This window comes from Kordiimonas sp. UBA4487 (assembly GCF_002389025.1).
In the GTDB taxonomy this organism is placed as follows: domain Bacteria; phylum Pseudomonadota; class Alphaproteobacteria; order Sphingomonadales; family Kordiimonadaceae; genus Kordiimonas; species Kordiimonas lacus.
Genome location: NZ_DGNR01000015.1, coordinates 567,662 through 583,385 on the forward strand (window position 1 = coordinate 567,662; position 15,724 = coordinate 583,385).

14 protein-coding genes are annotated in these 15,724 nt (G+C 55.7%); all 14 read right to left on the reverse strand.

Going from position 1 to position 15,724, the window contains the following annotated elements:
* Positions 1 to 13 precede the first annotated feature (13 nt).
* Positions 14 to 604: an OmpH family outer membrane protein gene (locus B3Z17_RS19095; protein ID WP_068306101.1), complete on the reverse strand. Its 591-nt coding sequence runs from the start codon at positions 602 to 604 to the stop codon at positions 14 to 16.
* 22 nt (positions 605 to 626) lie between these two features.
* Positions 627 to 3,122, reverse strand: coding sequence for an outer membrane protein assembly factor BamA (gene bamA, locus B3Z17_RS19100; RefSeq protein WP_068306095.1), 2,496 nt, complete (start codon positions 3,120 to 3,122; stop codon positions 627 to 629).
* A gap of 132 nt (positions 3,123 to 3,254) precedes the next feature.
* Positions 3,255 to 4,388: a M50 family metallopeptidase gene (locus tag B3Z17_RS19105; protein ID WP_286831537.1), complete on the reverse strand. Its 1,134-nt coding sequence runs from the start codon at positions 4,386 to 4,388 to the stop codon at positions 3,255 to 3,257.
* Between the two features lie 10 nt (positions 4,389 to 4,398).
* Positions 4,399 to 5,571, reverse strand: a complete 1,173-nt coding sequence (locus B3Z17_RS19110; RefSeq protein ID WP_286831538.1) for a 1-deoxy-D-xylulose-5-phosphate reductoisomerase — start codon at positions 5,569 to 5,571, stop codon at positions 4,399 to 4,401.
* Positions 5,572 to 5,573: 2 nt separating this feature from the next.
* The gene (locus tag B3Z17_RS19115) at positions 5,574 to 6,374 is read right to left on the reverse strand and encodes a phosphatidate cytidylyltransferase (RefSeq protein ID WP_286831540.1); all 801 of its coding nucleotides are present in this window, start codon (positions 6,372 to 6,374) and stop codon (positions 5,574 to 5,576) included.
* Positions 6,375 to 6,390: 16 nt separating this feature from the next.
* Complete coding sequence (locus tag B3Z17_RS19120; RefSeq protein ID WP_068306083.1) at positions 6,391 to 7,131, reverse strand: isoprenyl transferase; 741 nt, start codon at positions 7,129 to 7,131, stop codon at positions 6,391 to 6,393.
* A gap of 1 nt (position 7,132) precedes the next feature.
* Positions 7,133 to 7,696: a ribosome recycling factor gene (gene frr, locus B3Z17_RS19125; protein WP_068306080.1), complete on the reverse strand. Its 564-nt coding sequence runs from the start codon at positions 7,694 to 7,696 to the stop codon at positions 7,133 to 7,135.
* Between the two features lie 2 nt (positions 7,697 to 7,698).
* Positions 7,699 to 8,421, reverse strand: coding sequence for a UMP kinase (gene pyrH, locus B3Z17_RS19130; protein WP_068306076.1), 723 nt, complete (start codon positions 8,419 to 8,421; stop codon positions 7,699 to 7,701).
* 198 nt (positions 8,422 to 8,619) lie between these two features.
* A complete protein-coding gene (gene tsf, locus B3Z17_RS19135) occupies positions 8,620 to 9,546 on the reverse strand; it encodes a translation elongation factor Ts (RefSeq protein ID WP_068306073.1) in 927 nt (308 codons plus the stop codon).
* Between the two features lie 92 nt (positions 9,547 to 9,638).
* On the reverse strand, positions 9,639 to 10,550 hold the full coding sequence (gene rpsB, locus B3Z17_RS19140; RefSeq protein WP_333697608.1) for a 30S ribosomal protein S2: 912 nt from the start codon (positions 10,548 to 10,550) through the stop codon (positions 9,639 to 9,641).
* Between the two features lie 148 nt (positions 10,551 to 10,698).
* Positions 10,699 to 11,469, reverse strand: a complete 771-nt coding sequence (locus B3Z17_RS19145; RefSeq protein WP_286831545.1) for an NUDIX hydrolase — start codon at positions 11,467 to 11,469, stop codon at positions 10,699 to 10,701.
* Position 11,470: 1 nt separating this feature from the next.
* A complete protein-coding gene (gene dnaE, locus B3Z17_RS19150) occupies positions 11,471 to 14,980 on the reverse strand; it encodes a DNA polymerase III subunit alpha (protein WP_286831548.1) in 3,510 nt (1,169 codons plus the stop codon).
* 25 nt (positions 14,981 to 15,005) lie between these two features.
* Positions 15,006 to 15,425, reverse strand: a complete 420-nt coding sequence (locus B3Z17_RS19155; protein WP_286831551.1) for a DUF1761 domain-containing protein — start codon at positions 15,423 to 15,425, stop codon at positions 15,006 to 15,008.
* 54 nt (positions 15,426 to 15,479) lie between these two features.
* The coding region (locus B3Z17_RS19160; RefSeq protein WP_286831553.1) for an ATP-binding cassette domain-containing protein at positions 15,480 to 15,724 on the reverse strand (245 nt) is incomplete at its 5' end.

Below are 15,724 nucleotides of genomic sequence, written 5' to 3' on the forward strand. Positions count from 1 at the left end.
GTCAGATCCCTGCTTACTGGCCTTCGCCCTGCGCCGGCGCAGCTGCATCATCAGCTTTCTGCGGCATGTTCAGTGACACAGTCGGCAGCTCAGCATCAAGCTTTTCGATGAACTCTGTGGTTACGTCGATGCCCGCTGCAGAGCCCAGAACCAGGCGCTTCAGCATGATAACCTGCGCCTTGCGATCATTGAGCAGCGCACGAATAACCGGCTGGCGCGCACGCTCAACCTGAACCATGGCTTCCTGACGCAGTTTATCGAAAGTATACTCCAGCTGGCTCAGGGCTTGCTGCGCCTGAACATACTGGCTCTCAAGCTTGCGTTTTTCTTCTTCATACTTGTCGTTGCCGATGATTGCCTTGCGCTTTTCAAGGTCGGCCAGCTGCTGCTCAACAACACCGCCACGGGTGATGAACTGGCGCAACTGAAGGATATTCTGGCGCAGCTCTGCAGTTTGCAGGTTGAAATCCTTGTATGCCGCCGCTTCACGCTCAACGCGCTCGTCGTCTACGGTCAGGATCTGTGCCGTCGCGACTGTCGTGATGGTCAGCGCTGCAAGCGCGCCCACAACAGCCATTTTCAGTGATTTAAACATGTTACCCATTATATTTTCCCTAGTTTCACCCTTAGAAGGCGGTCCCGACGTTAAACTGCAGCGTCTGCGTGCGGTCGCCCAATTGTTTTTTCAATGTCTTCGACAGATCGATCCGGAAAGGTCCGAATGGCGACTGCCAGGAGAAGCCAATCCCCACGGAAATCCGAGGTGCAGGCGAGTTACCCGAAAGACAGTTTGTGTTCAGGCTGGAGAGATTGCTGTCAGCCTCTGCCGCATCAAAATCAGCCTGCGAGAAGGTACATTCCAGCAGCTCGTCTTCTTGTGCGCGGAACAAGGAGCCAACATCGACAAAGGCCGATGCCTGAATACCGGATTCAAGTGCTGCGTCCCCTAGCGGGAAGAAAAGTTCGCCACGGCCAATATAGTAGGCCGTACCACCCAGCGACTGTTCGCTGCTGAAGTCACGCGGCCCCATACCGGCTGTATCGAAACCGCGGATACGCGGCCCACCGATAAAGAACTTGTCCGACAAACGAATGTCCTGGCCAAGGCCATGAATGATGCCGGTCTCGCCGCCAATACGGAAGGTCCAGCCCTGCCACGGCGTCCAGTAATTGTCGAAGTTGATCGACGAACGCAGATACCGCACATCGCCACCCAGGCCAGCAAAGTCCTGGCTGAAGTAGAAGCTGTGACCGCGTGTTGGGCGGATGACACTGTTGAGCGTGTTGAAACCGAGTGTATAGCCTAGGATCGACTGATAGCGGTTACCAAGCGAATCCTGAATACCACGGCTCAGGGCGACAGAACGCTCGTCGACGCTGAGGTCTGAGATGCTTGACACGCCACTACCATCAGTATCGAAGTCAGCCAGTGTTACAGCGCCATCGCCGTTTACATCATACAGGCCAACACGACGCGTGATCTCATCTTCGTCAGTCACACCGTCGGTTGTGCGAACATTGTAGAAATTCTGGAAGAAGCTGTTGAGGAAGCCATCCAGGATGCTGACATTGTCGCGACGCAGTGTGTAGCGAGTGGACAGTGTCCAATATTCGCTAACCGCCATACCAGCGCGCAAAGAGAAGCCCAGTGATTTGGTATCGAAGAACGAGCCAAACGAGCTGGAGTCTACTTTACGGGCGAAGATATCGAAGCCTGCGGCCACGCGGCGGCCAAGGAAATACGGCTCTGTAAAGCCAAGATCGATTTCCTGACGTGTTCCGGAAAGGCGCAGCCCCAGACGTAGATCCTGCGCCATACCACGGAAGTTGCGTTGCTGGATCGAGAAGTCGAAAATGAAGTTCTCGAGGCTCGAGAAGCCGGCACCCAGATTCAATTGCCCCGTTGCCTGCTCTTCTACTGTCACATCCAGCACCATACGGTCCGGCTCAGATCCCTGGATCTGATCGATCGTAACCTCGCGGAAGAAATCAAGACGCTTCAAACGCGTCTCGGAACGGCTAACGAGCGCAGAGTTGAAGGCATCACCTTCCTGAAGGCGGAATTCCCGACGAATTACACGGTCGAGCGTCACCACGTTGCCGCCGATATTGATCCGTTCAACATAAACCCGCGGTGCATCAAGCACGCGGAAGGTGATGTTGATCTTGCGTGCCTCACGGTCGCGGCTGATCTGTGGCCTTACGTCCACAAAGGCATAGCCCAAGAGGCCGGCAGCGTTGGATAGCGATTCTACGGTTTTCTCAATTGCTTCGGCGTTATATGTCATGCCTTCGCGCATCAGCAGGAATGCACGGAACAGGCTGGCGTCCACGTCGCGAATTTCACTTTCCACGTCGATGGTACCGAATTCGTAGACTTCACCTTCTTCCACCGTGAAGGTAATGAAGAAGTCTTCCCGATCAGGTGTCAGCTCGGAAATCGCGGAAACAGTCCGGAAGTCTGCAAAACCTTCATTCAGATAATGCTGACGCAGCACCTGTTGGTCATAGGCCAAACGGTCCGGATCAAATGTGTCGTTTGAGGTAAAGATTTTCCACCAGCGGGATTCTTTAGTCGCCAGAACGTCGCGCAGATCGCCATCACTGAACACTTTGTTACCGATGAAGTTGATGCGGCTAACTTTGGTCTTCGGGCCTTCCTGGATTTCATAAAGCAGGTCAACACGGTTCTGTTCCAGCTGCACCACCTTAGGTTCGATGATGGCGGCAAAACGACCGGACCGCCGATACAGCTCCAGCATCCGCTGAACATCGGCACGCACCTTGGCGCGGGTAAAGACCTGACGTGGGCGCAAGCGCGCCTCTTCAATCAGTTCATCGCGATCAAGGCGTTTGTTTCCTTCAAAGATAATACGGTTGATGATTGGGTTCTCAACCACGCGGACAATCAGGGCGCCCTGGTTTTCAGAAAGCTCAACGTCCGAGAACAAGCCTGTCGCAAACAGGTTCTTCAGACTGATATCAAGCCTTTCAGGGTCAAACGGCTGCCCAGGCTGAACAGCCAGGTAAGACGCAATGGTCTCCGGCTCAACCCGTTCGTTGCCGATCACACTGATCTGACGAATAATAGGAGCCTGTTGAGCAGCTGGCTGCTGTGCCATTGCTGGCCCTGTTAGCGAAGCTCCCCCGATCGATAGCGCTACAATAAAGCGCCACATCACGCACATCTTAAAAAAACGCAACTTATTCCTGCCCATTCATATTTTTTTAGCGACAATGGCGGTGAAATTGGCCTAGAGCGCCATGGATTGCAAGTCATTCAGTGTGACAAGCAGCATAAAAATCAACATTAAGGCAAATCCCGCCACAAAACCGGCTTCCTGAGCCTTCTTGCTGATGGGAGAACCCTTAATTGCTTCAAGGCCATAGTAGAGAAGATGGCCCCCGTCCAGCACGGGAATCGGTAACAGATTGATAATGCCCAAATTGAGCGACAACATCGCCAGCATCCAGACAAAATACTCAACACTTGCATGCGCTGCTTCCCCAAGCGCATTGGCAATCCGCGGAATGCCCCCAAGTTCTTTCATCGAGCGAACACCCAAGAGCATCTGCCCCAGCGTTGTGAACATGGATTTGGTCGTCCCCACCAGACGGCGACCACCCTCATGAAGCGAGAGAAACATGCCCGGGTCTTCGATCCGGCGCGTGTAGGGTGTGCCACCCTCTTCACTGTAATTGCTGACCCCCAACAAGCCGTATGGATATTGGTTATCAAATCGGTCAACGAAATACTCGATACCAATGACCGGGTAAAGAACAGTCTCCTGTCCATCCCGCTCAACAATCATCTCGAGGCGCTGACCAGGATGCAGGCGAATGATACGCGCAATATCGTCGAAGCGCTCAACTTCAGTCCCGTCGATTTCCAAGATTCTGTCGCGGCTCTGAACCCCGGCCTCAGAGGCTGCAGAGTTTTCCGACACAGTTACAACAACTGGGTCAGTGACCACCATACCGTTCATGTAAACGAGGCCCGAGAACACCATCCATGCTGCGATCAAATTGACTGCGGGGCCAGCAAACACAATCAGGGCCCGCTGCCAGAGTGGCTTGAAGTGGTAGCAAACCGCCTTTTCTTCATCCGTCATGCCTTCGGGAATATCGCCGGGGTTGCTGGCTGCAGAGGCGTCGCCATAGAATTTCACGTACCCACCAAGCGGAATCGCGCTGAACTTCCAACGGGTGCCCCGTTTATCGGTCCGCCCTATCAGTTCCTTGCCCATGCCAATCGAGAAAGTCTCGATCTTCACGCCGAAAATCCGGCCCACAATATAGTGGCCCCACTCATGGATAAACACGAGCAGGCTGAAGCCCCCGATAAAGGCAGCGATGGTGAAAAACAGTCCTGGGCCTTCCGTCTCCATAGAGTAATCCTTACTTCTTCCGGCTTGCCAACTGTAGCCCGGCTATGCGCCGTGCCTCTTGGTCGATTTCAAACACATTCGTCAGCGATTGTGGCGCTTTCATGTCAGTTTGGGCAAGAGTTTCCTCTACAAGTGATGGGATATCCATAAAGCCAATCTGGCCCGTCAGGAACCCCTCCACAGCAATCTCATTTGCGGCGTTCAACACTGCCGGGGCTGCCCCACCCGCGTCAAGCGCTTCTTTGGCCAGCGCAAGGCAGCGGAATGCCTCATAATCCGGTGCCTGGAAGGTAAGCGATCCGATCTCTGCAAGCGATAGACGCTTTACCGGCGCTTCCATCCGCTCAGGCCATGCAAGGCTATAGGCGATCGGCGTACGCATGTCAGGTGAGCCAAGCTGGGCCAGCACACTGCCGTCATGGTATTCGACCATTGAATGGATCACTGATTGCGGGTGTACCAACACCTCGATCTGGTCCTTGGTGACTGGAAAAAGGTGGAAAGCCTCAATCACCTCGAGACCCTTGTTCATCATGGTCGCGGAATCGACTGATATCTTGGCGCCCATGTCCCAATTGGGGTGTGCCACGGCCTGCGCCGGCGTAACACCCATGAGGTCTGCCCGGCTCCGGCCCAGGAATGGGCCACCCGACGCAGTCAGGATCAGGCGGTCAACTGACTTGGCGGCACCGAAGTCGAAAACCTGGTAGATCGCGTTATGTTCGGAATCCACCGGCAAAAGCGTCGCACCATGTTCTGCAACCTCTGTCATCAGCAGGTCACCGGCACACACCAGGCATTCCTTGTTGGCAAGCGCCACCGTCGCCCCGCGCCTGACAGCCGCCATAGTGGGCCGAAGGCCTGCAGCGCCAACAATGGCAGCCATCACAATGTCCGACGGTCGCGCGGCGGCATCAATCAAAGCCTCCTCGCCTGCGGCAGCCTCTACACCGGTGCCCTCAAGCAGATCCTTGAGTACCACCAGTTTGCTTTCATCGCCGATGACCGCAAGCTGGGCCTTGAAAGCAATTGCCGACTTGGCCAACTCTTCAACTCGACTATAAGCAGTAAGCGCTATAATATTGAATTTATTTGGATTTCTTGAAACCAGGTCAAGCGTGCTTTGGCCCACCGACCCGGTCGCGCCCAAAACCGTTACGCTTTTTTTCACTGTGTCGCTCATCACTATAACTCAAAACCGAATAAGGGCTGATAAGCCATCAAGACCGCGACAGCAGGGGCGACGAACACAAGGCCGTCCACCCGGTCAAGCAAGCCGCCATGCCCAGGGATCAAACCACCAGAGTCCTTGACCCCGAAGGAACGCTTGATACCGCTTTCAAGCAAGTCTCCGACCTGGGCCCAGGCCGCCAGAAGCCCGGCAATCCACCAATAGCTGCTCTCAAAGTCAAAGATGGCCGCAAAGGCAACGCTGACAACCGCGCTAAGCCCCATACCGCCCAAAAGGCCTGCCCAGGTCTTCTTTGGGCTGATCTTCGGTGCGAGCTTCGGCCCGCCAATGCCTTTACCGGCAAAATAGCCGCCAACGTCGGTCGCCCAAACCACCAGAAACACCCAGAAAACTACCAAAGCACTGGCCTCGCGCACATAAAACAGCGCCACAAGCGGCAGCGCCACATACCCCAAGCCCGTAAGCCACCAGCCCAGCGTGCGCTCAACCCTGACCAGCAGGCCACCGACAAGGGAAAGGCCTACCAGGGCGCCAATCAACAAGGCGGCAGTGTCAAATCCGGTCACGAGCAAAAGAGGTACGACGGTTGCCATCAGGACAGCAGACAGACCGTGCAACAACTGGGGTTCAATCTTGGTCAGGTCGCACCATTCAATGATCATCAGGGCGCCGCCCAGAGCCAGAAGAGCAGCAAACCACCAACCGCCGACATATATCGGCCAAAGCACCACAGGCAGCAGCAGCACGGCCGACACGATGCGCTTGAATAAATTATCTGAAATCCCAAGAGGCATACGGGCACCCTATTCTTTATGGGCGCACACCAAATCGGCGGTCGCGGTTATGAAAATCGGACACAGCCTCAGCGAATGCCTCTTTGGTGAAGTCCGGCCACAAGAGATCCAGAAACAGGAACTCCGAATACGCTGCCTGCCACAAAAGGAAATTGGACAAGCGCTGTTCACCGCTGGTGCGGATGATCAGGTCCGGGTCTGGGAGGCCGTGCGTTGTCAGGGCATTCTCAAAAACAGATTCTGTAATTTCTTCCGCTGCCATCTCACCACTTGCGACCCTGCGGGCCAGCTTTTGCGCCGCATCCAGGATTTCATCCCGGCTGCCGTAGCTGAGCGCAATCACAAGCGTCATCCTGTCATTCTCGGCAGTCAGATCCTCGGCCCGCTCGATCATTTTCTGGATGTCAGCAGAAAGCTTGTCCCGACGGCCTATGACACGCAGGCGAACCTTCTGCTTGTGCATGGTCTTGACTTCGCGGTTCAGATACAGCTTCAAAAGCCCCATCAAATCCCGCACTTCGTCTTCTGGGCGGTTCCAGTTTTCAGATGAAAAAGCGTATAGCGTCAGATACCCGATACCCAGATCCAGGGCACCTTCAATGGCCTCGCGAACGGCTTCCGCCCCCCGCCGATGGCCTGCAGACCGTGGCTTGCCTTTTTGCGCCGCCCATCGGCCGTTGCCGTCCATAATGATGGCAACATGTTTTGGAGGCGCCGCAGCGGGCGCCTCTTCGATAGGCTGGGCCTGAGCTACCATGTTAGACCTGCATGATTTCTTTTTCTTTGGCCTGCAGAAGTTCGTCCACTTCACCAACGAACTTGTTGGTCAGCTCCTGAACTTCGTCGGCATACATCTTGTGATCGTCTTCGCTGATGGATTTGTCTTTTTCCATCTTCTTCAGCTGATCCATGCCATCGCGGCGCACGTTGCGGATTGCGATACGGCCCGTCTCGGCGTATTTCGCAGCAACCTTGGCCAGTTCCGCCCGACGCTCTTCATTGAGCTCAGGAATTGGAATGCGAACCAACTGACCATCGATCATCGGGTTCAGGCCAAGGCCAGAGTTGCGAATTGCCTTCTCAACGGCTGACACATTGCTTTTATCCCAGACCTGGACCGACAGCATGCGTGGCTCGGGCACACCAACAGTTCCCACCTGGTTCAGCGGCATGTTGGCGCCATATACATCCACCGTTACCGGGTCCAGCAGGCTGGTTGTTGCCCGACCGGAGCGCAGGCCAGCATATTCATGCTTCAGCGCCTCAACAGCCCCCTTCATGCGGCGTTCGATATCGTTCAGATCAAGTTCTTCGTCACTCATGTTTATTCCTCACCCACGATTGTGCAGGTTCCTTCGCCCTGAAGGACCTTCACCAGCTCATCTTGCGTTTGAATAGAAAAGACAACAATTGGAATATTGTTTTCGCGGCTCAGCGAAATCGCCGATGCGTCCATGACTTTCAGGTCCTGCCGCAGCACATCCATGTAGGACAGGTGCTCATAGCGGACAGCCGACGGGTCTTTTTTCGGATCCGCGTTATAGACACCATCAACCTGTGTGCCCTTCAGAAGCGCATTACAGTTCATCTCAGCTGCCCGTAGGGCTGCGGCGGTGTCCGTTGTAAAGAATGGGTTGCCTGTACCGGCTGCGAAGATAACCACGCGCCCCTTTTCCAGGTGGCGGATCGCCCGGCGGCGGATATAGGGCTCGCTCACACTGGCCATCGGAATGGCAGACAGTACCCGTGTGTCCACGCCCACCTTCTCGAGCGCATTCTGAAGCGCCAGCGCGTTCATCACAGTCGCCAGCATGCCCATATGGTCGGCTGTGGACCGGTCAAGGCCTTCTGCAGCACCCTTGATGCCGCGGAAGATGTTGCCGCCACCGACAACCACGCATACTTCGGTGCCGATTTCCCGGGCGCGTTTAATTTCCTGGGACACCCGGTTAGCCGTTACAGGATCGATCCCATAACTGCCGTCGCCCATCAGCGCTTCGCCCGAAAGTTTCAGCAATACACGTTTAAATCTTGGCTCATTGGACATCAGCCAGTATCTCCCCTTACACCTTGAAATCTGGTGTTTATTCTTGCCCGCAGCAGCTTATCCGCTTGGGCGGGACAAGGCTACCGAAGTTTTAAATAAAAATGCGCTTAGCTTCAACGCCGCACTTGGCTGGCGGAATACCTCATAAAAAAGCCCAGGAGAAACCTCCTGGGCTTTTCAACTCTTTGGCGGTGCGCCTTAAACGCCTGCAGCAGCAGCCACTTCCGCAGCGAAGTCGTCTTCTTTCTTCTCGAGACCTTCGCCCATTTCCATGCGTACGAAGCTTACGAGTTCAATTGCAGTGCCAGCGTCTTTCGCAGCTTTTGCAATTACGTCTTCGATCTTGCTTTCGCCGTCGATAACGAACGTCTGTTTCAGAAGAACGATTTCCTCAAGGAACTTGCGCATACGGCCAACGATCATCTTCTCGATGATTTCCATTGGCTTGCCGGATTCCTTGGCTTTCTCGATCTGTACCTGCTTCTCGCGCTCTACGATTTCCTGGTCCAGGTCAGCTTCAGACAGGGACGCTGGGTTGGCAGCGGCAATGTGCATTGCAAGCTGTTTGCCCAGAGGCGCCAGAACGTCTTCACCAGCGTCGGATTTCAGGGCAACCAGAACGGCGATTTTGCCCATGCCATCAGCAACAGCGCTGTGGATGTAAGAAGCAACAAGGCCGCTTTCAACTTCAGCAACAGCGGCACGACGGATAGTCATGTTCTCGCCGATGGTTGCGATATTGTCGGTCAGGACTTCAGAAACTGGCTTGGAGGAACCTGGGTAGGTTGCAGCAGCAATTGCTTCAACATCGGTACCAACTTCCAGAGCAACGCCAGCCAGGTCGCCAACGAACTTCTGGAATTTCTCGTTGCGGGCAACGAAGTCAGTTTCGGAGTTGATTTCGATTACAGCGGCTTTGGTGCCAGCCGCTTTAACGCCAACAAGGCCTTCAGCAGCAACGCGGCCGGATTTCTTCGCAGCAGCAGCAAGACCTTTGGTGCGCAGCCAGTCAACAGCGGCTTCAAGGTTGCCGTCTGTTTCTGCAAGCGCTTTTTTACAATCCATCATGCCTGCGCCGGAAGTCTCACGCAGTTCTTTTACAAGTGCGGCAGTAATTTGTGCCATCGGAATTCCCCTTACGATCTGTGGAGATCTAAAGTGTAGATATGAGGAAGCCCCCGAAAGCCGAGACTTTCGGGAGCCCGCTATGAAAAGTGTTACTCAGCCTTGTCGGCGTCAGCAGCTTTTGCAGCTTTCTTAGGCGCAGCTTTCTTGGCTGGAGCCTTCTTTGCAGCAGCTTTTTTCGCTGGCTTCTTCTCTTCGGCTGGAGCTTCAGCAGCAGCTTCTTCAGCTGGTGCAGCTTCAGCTTCAACTTCAGTTTCAGCCACAGCTTCTTCAACTGGAGCGGCCTGAGCACCAAGGTCAACGCCCTGAGCAGCCAGTTCAGCCTGAATACCGTCCAGAGCTGCTTCAGCAAGCAGGTCGCAGTACAGACGCAGCGCACGGGTCGCGTCGTCGTTGCCTGGGATTGGGTAATCAACGCCTTCTGGCTTGGAGTTGGTGTCGATAACGCCAACAACAGGGATGTGCAGACGGTTGGCTTCAGCAATCGCGAGGTCGTCACCGATTACGTCAACAGCAACAATAATGTCTGGCAGACCGCCCATGTCCTGGATACCGCCCAGGGAAAGCTCGAGCTTGTCGCGCAGGCGCGTCAGCTGCAGAGTTTCTTTCTTGGTCAGACCAGTGTGCTCTTGACCGAGTTGCTCGTTGAGCTGCTTCAGGCGCTTGATGGATTGGCTGATGGTCTGCCAGTTGGTCATCATGCCGCCGAGCCAACGGTGGTTTACATAGTACTGGCCGCAACGCTTTGCAGCTTCAGCAATGATTGGGGATGCTTGACGCTTTGTACCAACGAACAGAACGCGGCCGCCGCCGGCAACAACGTCACGAACAGCCTGCAGAGCACGCTGGAAGTATGGAACGGTTTGGGACAGGTCAATGATGTGAACGCCGTTACGCTCGCCGAAGATAAACGGCGCCATTTTCGGGTTCCAACGGTGGGTCTGGTGACCAAAGTGAACGCCTGCTTCCAAGAGGGCGCGCATGTCGACTACTGGCATCGCCATAATACTACTCCTTTTCCGGTTAAGCCTCCGTGGGCGTGCGTATCGGAAAACCATTTCCCGAAACACCGGATGGCGGCCTGCCAACACAGCAGGAAGCCTTCACCCACGTGTGAAGTCGCGCGTCGTATAGGCCTTTAATGGGGGTAGATCAAGCTTTTTTTGCTATTCCGCTCGCTTCGACGGAAAGTTCTTTCGGCGTGGCCGCCGTAACGCCGAACCCGGTTGCCGGATCGATGGTCAGTTTTACCCCGGCCTGGCCCATATGAACCACAGGCAAAGTGCGGATAACCCTTGCACGCCGCGCCTGCCTGAGCGCTTCATTCACGGTGGTGGCCCGCGCCAGTTTCATCAAATTAAGGCGTGTCGGGAACATCAGCGGAATACGGTCGTTTTCCCAGTCATCCAGAATGCGCCGGGGGTTCACCCAGCGAAAGGAAATGGCTTCATTGCCGTCATGCAGCGCTGTATCGCCGTTGTGGGGCGCCAGATAGAAGTGCGTGTCGAACCGGCGCGGCATAGGTTCCGGTGTCACCCAATGGGCGAACGGCACCATATTTAGGATATCAAGCTTCACGCCAGCCATGCGCACCATGCTGGCGAACGGGGCTGCGTTCGCAAGCGCCCGTTTGGGTGACTTGTCGCTCAGTAGTATACCCGCTTCTTCATAGAGTTCCCGAAGCGCCGCAACCCGGTAAGGGAAATCGCGCATGGCGCTGCGGCCGGTGGTGATGCCCTGCCAGCGCCAACCCTGCATGTCGGCCTTGTCGACCTTGCCGCCGGGGAACACAAAAGCGCCGGGTGCGAACTTCATGGTTTTGGCCCGTTCGATCATCAGGACTTCCAAGCCACCCTGCCCGTCACGGATCACCATGATGGACGAGGCTGGTTTGGGAAAAGCGATCTTGCGGCTATGGTCCAAGTTATACTTCCTCTACGGACAGAACACCCATTTCAGCGGCAACAGCCTGTTTCAGTTCCGGCGTCACCTTGAAGCGCCCCGGCAGCTTGAATTCGGCATAGCGACTGTTATCAGCCACCGGCACCCGCATGGTCACGCGGCCTTTGCCGCCTGCTTTACGATCTAGGGCGGCTTTGATGCCGGTAAAGGCCTTTTCCGATTCCACCTCAACAAACAGCCCCTTGGAAGACTGCGAAGCCACATGCTCCAGGCTTTCAATACCGCGACACGAGAGGCCGATGCTGTCGTCATCATCCCGCTTTCTGATCTGGACGGACACCACCACAGGGGACCCCTCCTCCACCCGGGCACGGATGGCGTCCAGGTCATCTTCGAATGCCATGATCTCAAAGGCGTCCGAGCGGTCAGACAGGGTCAGGCGGCCAAATTTGCTGCCGCGCTTGGTATTGCCCTCGCGGTAGCCTGCAATTGCGCCTGCCATCCGAACCGTCTGGCCGATAAGGCCTGGATCGGTATAGACCTCCTTGGCGGGAATGATGCGTTCGCGCTGCAGGATCGTGTCGTATGTATCCAGTGGGTGGGCTGAAATATAGAAACCGACCGCGTTTTTCTCATACTCAAGGGCTTCAGTGTCCGTCCAGCTTCTGACCTGCGGCAGGCTTGGGCGATCCACGCTCTTGGCCATTTCCCCGCCAAACAGGCTGACCTGGTCGCTTTCGCGTTCCTTGGCTTCCATCTGGGCCACGCGCATGACCATCTCGGCCGCCGCATAGGCCTTTGCCCGGTCGGGCTCAAGGCTATCGAACGCGCCAGCCGAGGCCAGACGCTCTATCTGGCGTTTGTTGAGATATTTGGGGTCCACACGCTCGGCAAAATCGAAGATATCCTTGAACAGGCCGTTCTTCTCGCGTTCCTCGATGATGCTTTCCATGGCCTTTTCACCGACGCCTTTGATGGCGCCAAGCGCATAGCGAACACCCAGGTTGTGGCGTGGATCTTCCTCGTCACTATAAGGTTCTTCAACTGTTTCGACCACAAAGGGTACGAAAGAGCGGTTGATGTCGGGCAACAGTAGCGGCACTTCCATGCGCTGCAGTTCCTGCTTGAAGGCCGCGAGTTTGTCGGTGTTCCCGAGGTCCAGCGTCATGATCGCCGCCATGAACTCCACTGGGAAGTTGGCCTTCAGGTATGCCGTATGATAGGCCACCAGCGCATAAGCCGCAGCGTGGGACTTGTTGAAGCCGTAGCTTGCGAATTTCGTTACAAGATCAAAGATATAGCTAGCTTTTTCCGCGTCAATGCCACGCTCAACGGCGCCGTCACAGAAGCGGCCCCGCTGCTTGTCCATCTCTTCCTTGATCTTCTTGCCCATGGCGCGCCGCAGGATGTCTGCTTCCCCAAGGCTGTAGCCGGACATGACCTGCGCGATCTGCATCACCTGCTCCTGGTAGATGATCACGCCGTAGGTTTCGCCTAGGATTTCCTCAAGGATCGGATGCGGGTATTCGACCTCAAGCCGCCCGTGCTTGCGGTCGATATAGGTTGGGATGTTTTCCATGGGCCCCGGGCGGTACAGGGCCACAATTGCGATGATATCCTCGAACTTATCCGGCTTCAGGCCCTTCAGGACCGACCGCATCCCGGTACTCTCGAGCTGGAACACGCCCGCCGTATCGCCCTTTGCGAGCAATTCATAAGCAGGACCATCCTCAAGCGGCACATGGGCAAGGTCCACCTCAATGCCGCGATCACGGATATAGTGAACAGCGCGGTCAAGCACCGTGAGTGTCTTCAGGCCGAGGAAGTCAAACTTCACAAGGCCAGCCAGCTCCACCCATTTCATGTTGAACTGGGTAACTGGCATGTCGGATTTGGGGTCGCGGTAAAGCGGCACCAGCTGATCGAGTGGCCTGTCACCAATCACCACGCCCGCCGCGTGGGTGGATGAGTGTGCGTAGAAGCCTTCGAGCTTCAACGCCCGGTCCATCACGCTTCTGGTCAGCTCGTCATTGTTGATCTCAGCCTGCAGCCTGGGTTCGCTGTCGATCGCCTCCTGCAGGCTCATGGCGTTCCCAGGGTCGTTCGGAATCATCTTCGACAGGCGGTCTGTCTGGCCGTGCGGCTGCTGCATCACCCGGCCACAGGCCTTTACAACCGCTCGGGCCTGCAATTTACCGAAGGTGATGATCTGCGCCACATGGTCATAGCCATATTTGTCCTGCACATAACGGATCACCTTCTCCCGCTTGTCCTGGCAGAAGTCGACGTCAAAGTCGGGCATGGATACCCGTTCCGGATTCAGGAAACGCTCGAACAGCAGCGAGAAGCGAAGCGGGTCGAGATCGGTAATCTTGAGCACCCATGCAACCACCGAGCCCGCGCCGGACCCACGGCCTGGACCAACAGGAATGTCGTGGTCCTTGGCCCACTGGATGAAGTCCGCAACGATCAGGAAGTAGCCCGGGAACCCCATCTGGTTGATAATGCCCAGCTCATAATCCAACCGGTCCCAATATTCCTTTTCCCACTCCTGGTCCTTGCCAGGCGTCAGGCTTTCTTCTTTGGCCTTGATATCCAGGCGTTCGCGCAGGCCGTCTTCGGACTGCTGGCGCAACAGGTCGGCCTCAGACAGGTCAAGGCCGCGGGTAAAGTTGGGCAAAAGCGGATCGATCTTGTCGACCTTATACGCACACCTATGTGCAATATTCATTGTATTTTCAATTGCTTCCGGAATATCTTTAAAGAGATTTATCATCTCATCAGCTTCCTTGAAGCGATACTCCGGATTCAGCTTCCGGCGGTCCTGCACAGCCACATAGGTGCTTTCCGCCATACACAGAAGCGCGTCGTGCGGCTCATACATGTCAGGCCCGACGAAGAAGGGCTGGTTGGTCGCCACGATCGGGATATCGTGGTCATAAGCCAGATCAAGGAAGTCTTCCTCTGTCTGCTCCTCAGCCGACATGCCGTGGCGCTGGATTTCCATGTAAAGCCGATCGCCAAACAGCGTCTTCAGCGACCGCAGGCACAGGTCCGCCTCTTCCTTCTTACCCTCCAGGAGTAGAGCGCCGATGGGGCCGGACACGCCACCCGTCAGGCAGATGATGCCTTCCGTCAGCCCCTTGAAGCCTTCAAACGGGAACTGAACCCCGGATTGTGGATCGCTCTCGAGGTGCGCCTTCGAGACCAGCTTCATCAGGTTCTGATAGCCCAGCTCAGATTGCGCCAGCAGCACTAGCTGGTCTGGCTTGGCAGTCTTCTTGCCCTTCGCCTGATGATCCTTGAAAGGGTTCTTCACATGCAGGGTAACGCCAATGATGGGCTGCACCCCAGCGTCTGTCGCATATGATGAGAACTCAAGCGCCGCGAACATATTGTCCGTATCGGTCATGGCCACGGCGGGCATCTTGTGCCCCACGCACTGTTTCACCAGGTCTTTGACATGAATCGCTCCCTCAGAGAGCGAATATGCCGTGTGAACGCGCAAATGCACAAAGCCCGCGTGGCTCATAAAATCTTACTCCAGACCCTTTTGGTTAGTTCCAGGCGCCCATCATCGCGCCCATTGCCATCATTGCAAGCGTGATGTTGCCCATATGAATGAGAAAATGACGTAGTGTCTTGTTCTCAAAGGCATAATTGGCAAACGTGCCGCCACCGATTATCAGGACGGACAGGACAAAGCCAACCTGCACGCCGCCCATCCAGCCGCCGTCCGCGAAAGACTGCATCGACAGGATGAATTCAAGACCTGCTGACAGAAACAAGGCCGCCACAAAGCTTTGGGCCATTGCCTTGGCGGGACTGCCAGATGCCTTGATTTCCTCTTCCGTCAAGCCCATTTCAGCCATCCAGGCTTTCCCCGCGATGGGGCCATACCAGATGCTGCCAACAGCCATATAAATCACCGCGCCCAAAAGCACGGCAAGCCAGTTCATGTTTGCGAGTAATTCCATTGTCTCCCCCTCTCCCTAGTGAGGGGTTTAGAGTAGCCGCAAAAGCGCATGCGCTCAAGATTCGTGAAGCACGCCTGCCGACAGATGCAGCTGCCGGTCCATTTGCCCAGCAAGAGACAGATCGTGCGTAGCAATCACCGCAGCCAGCCCCCGATCCCGAACCATGGAAACGAACAAGTCAAAGACGCGGCCCGCGGTTTCCTCATCCAGGTTTCCAGTTGGCTCATCCGCCAGCAGAAGCGATGGATTGGCCGCAATCGCCCGCGCGATAGCCACCCGCTGCTGTTCGCCGCCCGAAA

Coding starts and splice junctions, on each gene's coding strand:
- B3Z17_RS19105 (WP_286831537.1), bottom strand. CDS start 4,388: ATGGAGACGGAAGGCCCAGGACTGTTTTTCACCATCGCTGCCTTTATC.
- frr (WP_068306080.1), bottom strand. CDS start 7,696: ATGAGTGACGAAGAACTTGATCTGAACGATATCGAACGCCGCATGAAG.
- dnaE (WP_286831548.1), bottom strand. CDS start 14,980: ATGAGCCACGCGGGCTTTGTGCATTTGCGCGTTCACACGGCATATTCG.
- rpsB (WP_333697608.1), bottom strand. CDS start 10,550: ATGGCGATGCCAGTAGTCGACATGCGCGCCCTCTTGGAAGCAGGCGTT.
- B3Z17_RS19120 (WP_068306083.1), bottom strand. CDS start 7,131: ATGGTAGCTCAGGCCCAGCCTATCGAAGAGGCGCCCGCTGCGGCGCCT.
- B3Z17_RS19115 (WP_286831540.1), bottom strand. CDS start 6,374: ATGCCTCTTGGGATTTCAGATAATTTATTCAAGCGCATCGTGTCGGCC.
- B3Z17_RS19095 (WP_068306101.1), bottom strand. CDS start 604: ATGGGTAACATGTTTAAATCACTGAAAATGGCTGTTGTGGGCGCGCTT.
- bamA (WP_068306095.1), bottom strand. CDS start 3,122: ATGGCACAGCAGCCAGCTGCTCAACAGGCTCCTATTATTCGTCAGATC.
- tsf (WP_068306073.1), bottom strand. CDS start 9,546: ATGGCACAAATTACTGCCGCACTTGTAAAAGAACTGCGTGAGACTTCC.
- B3Z17_RS19155 (WP_286831551.1), bottom strand. CDS start 15,425: ATGGAATTACTCGCAAACATGAACTGGCTTGCCGTGCTTTTGGGCGCG.
- pyrH (WP_068306076.1), bottom strand. CDS start 8,421: ATGTCCAATGAGCCAAGATTTAAACGTGTATTGCTGAAACTTTCGGGC.
- B3Z17_RS19110 (WP_286831538.1), bottom strand. CDS start 5,571: ATGAGCGACACAGTGAAAAAAAGCGTAACGGTTTTGGGCGCGACCGGG.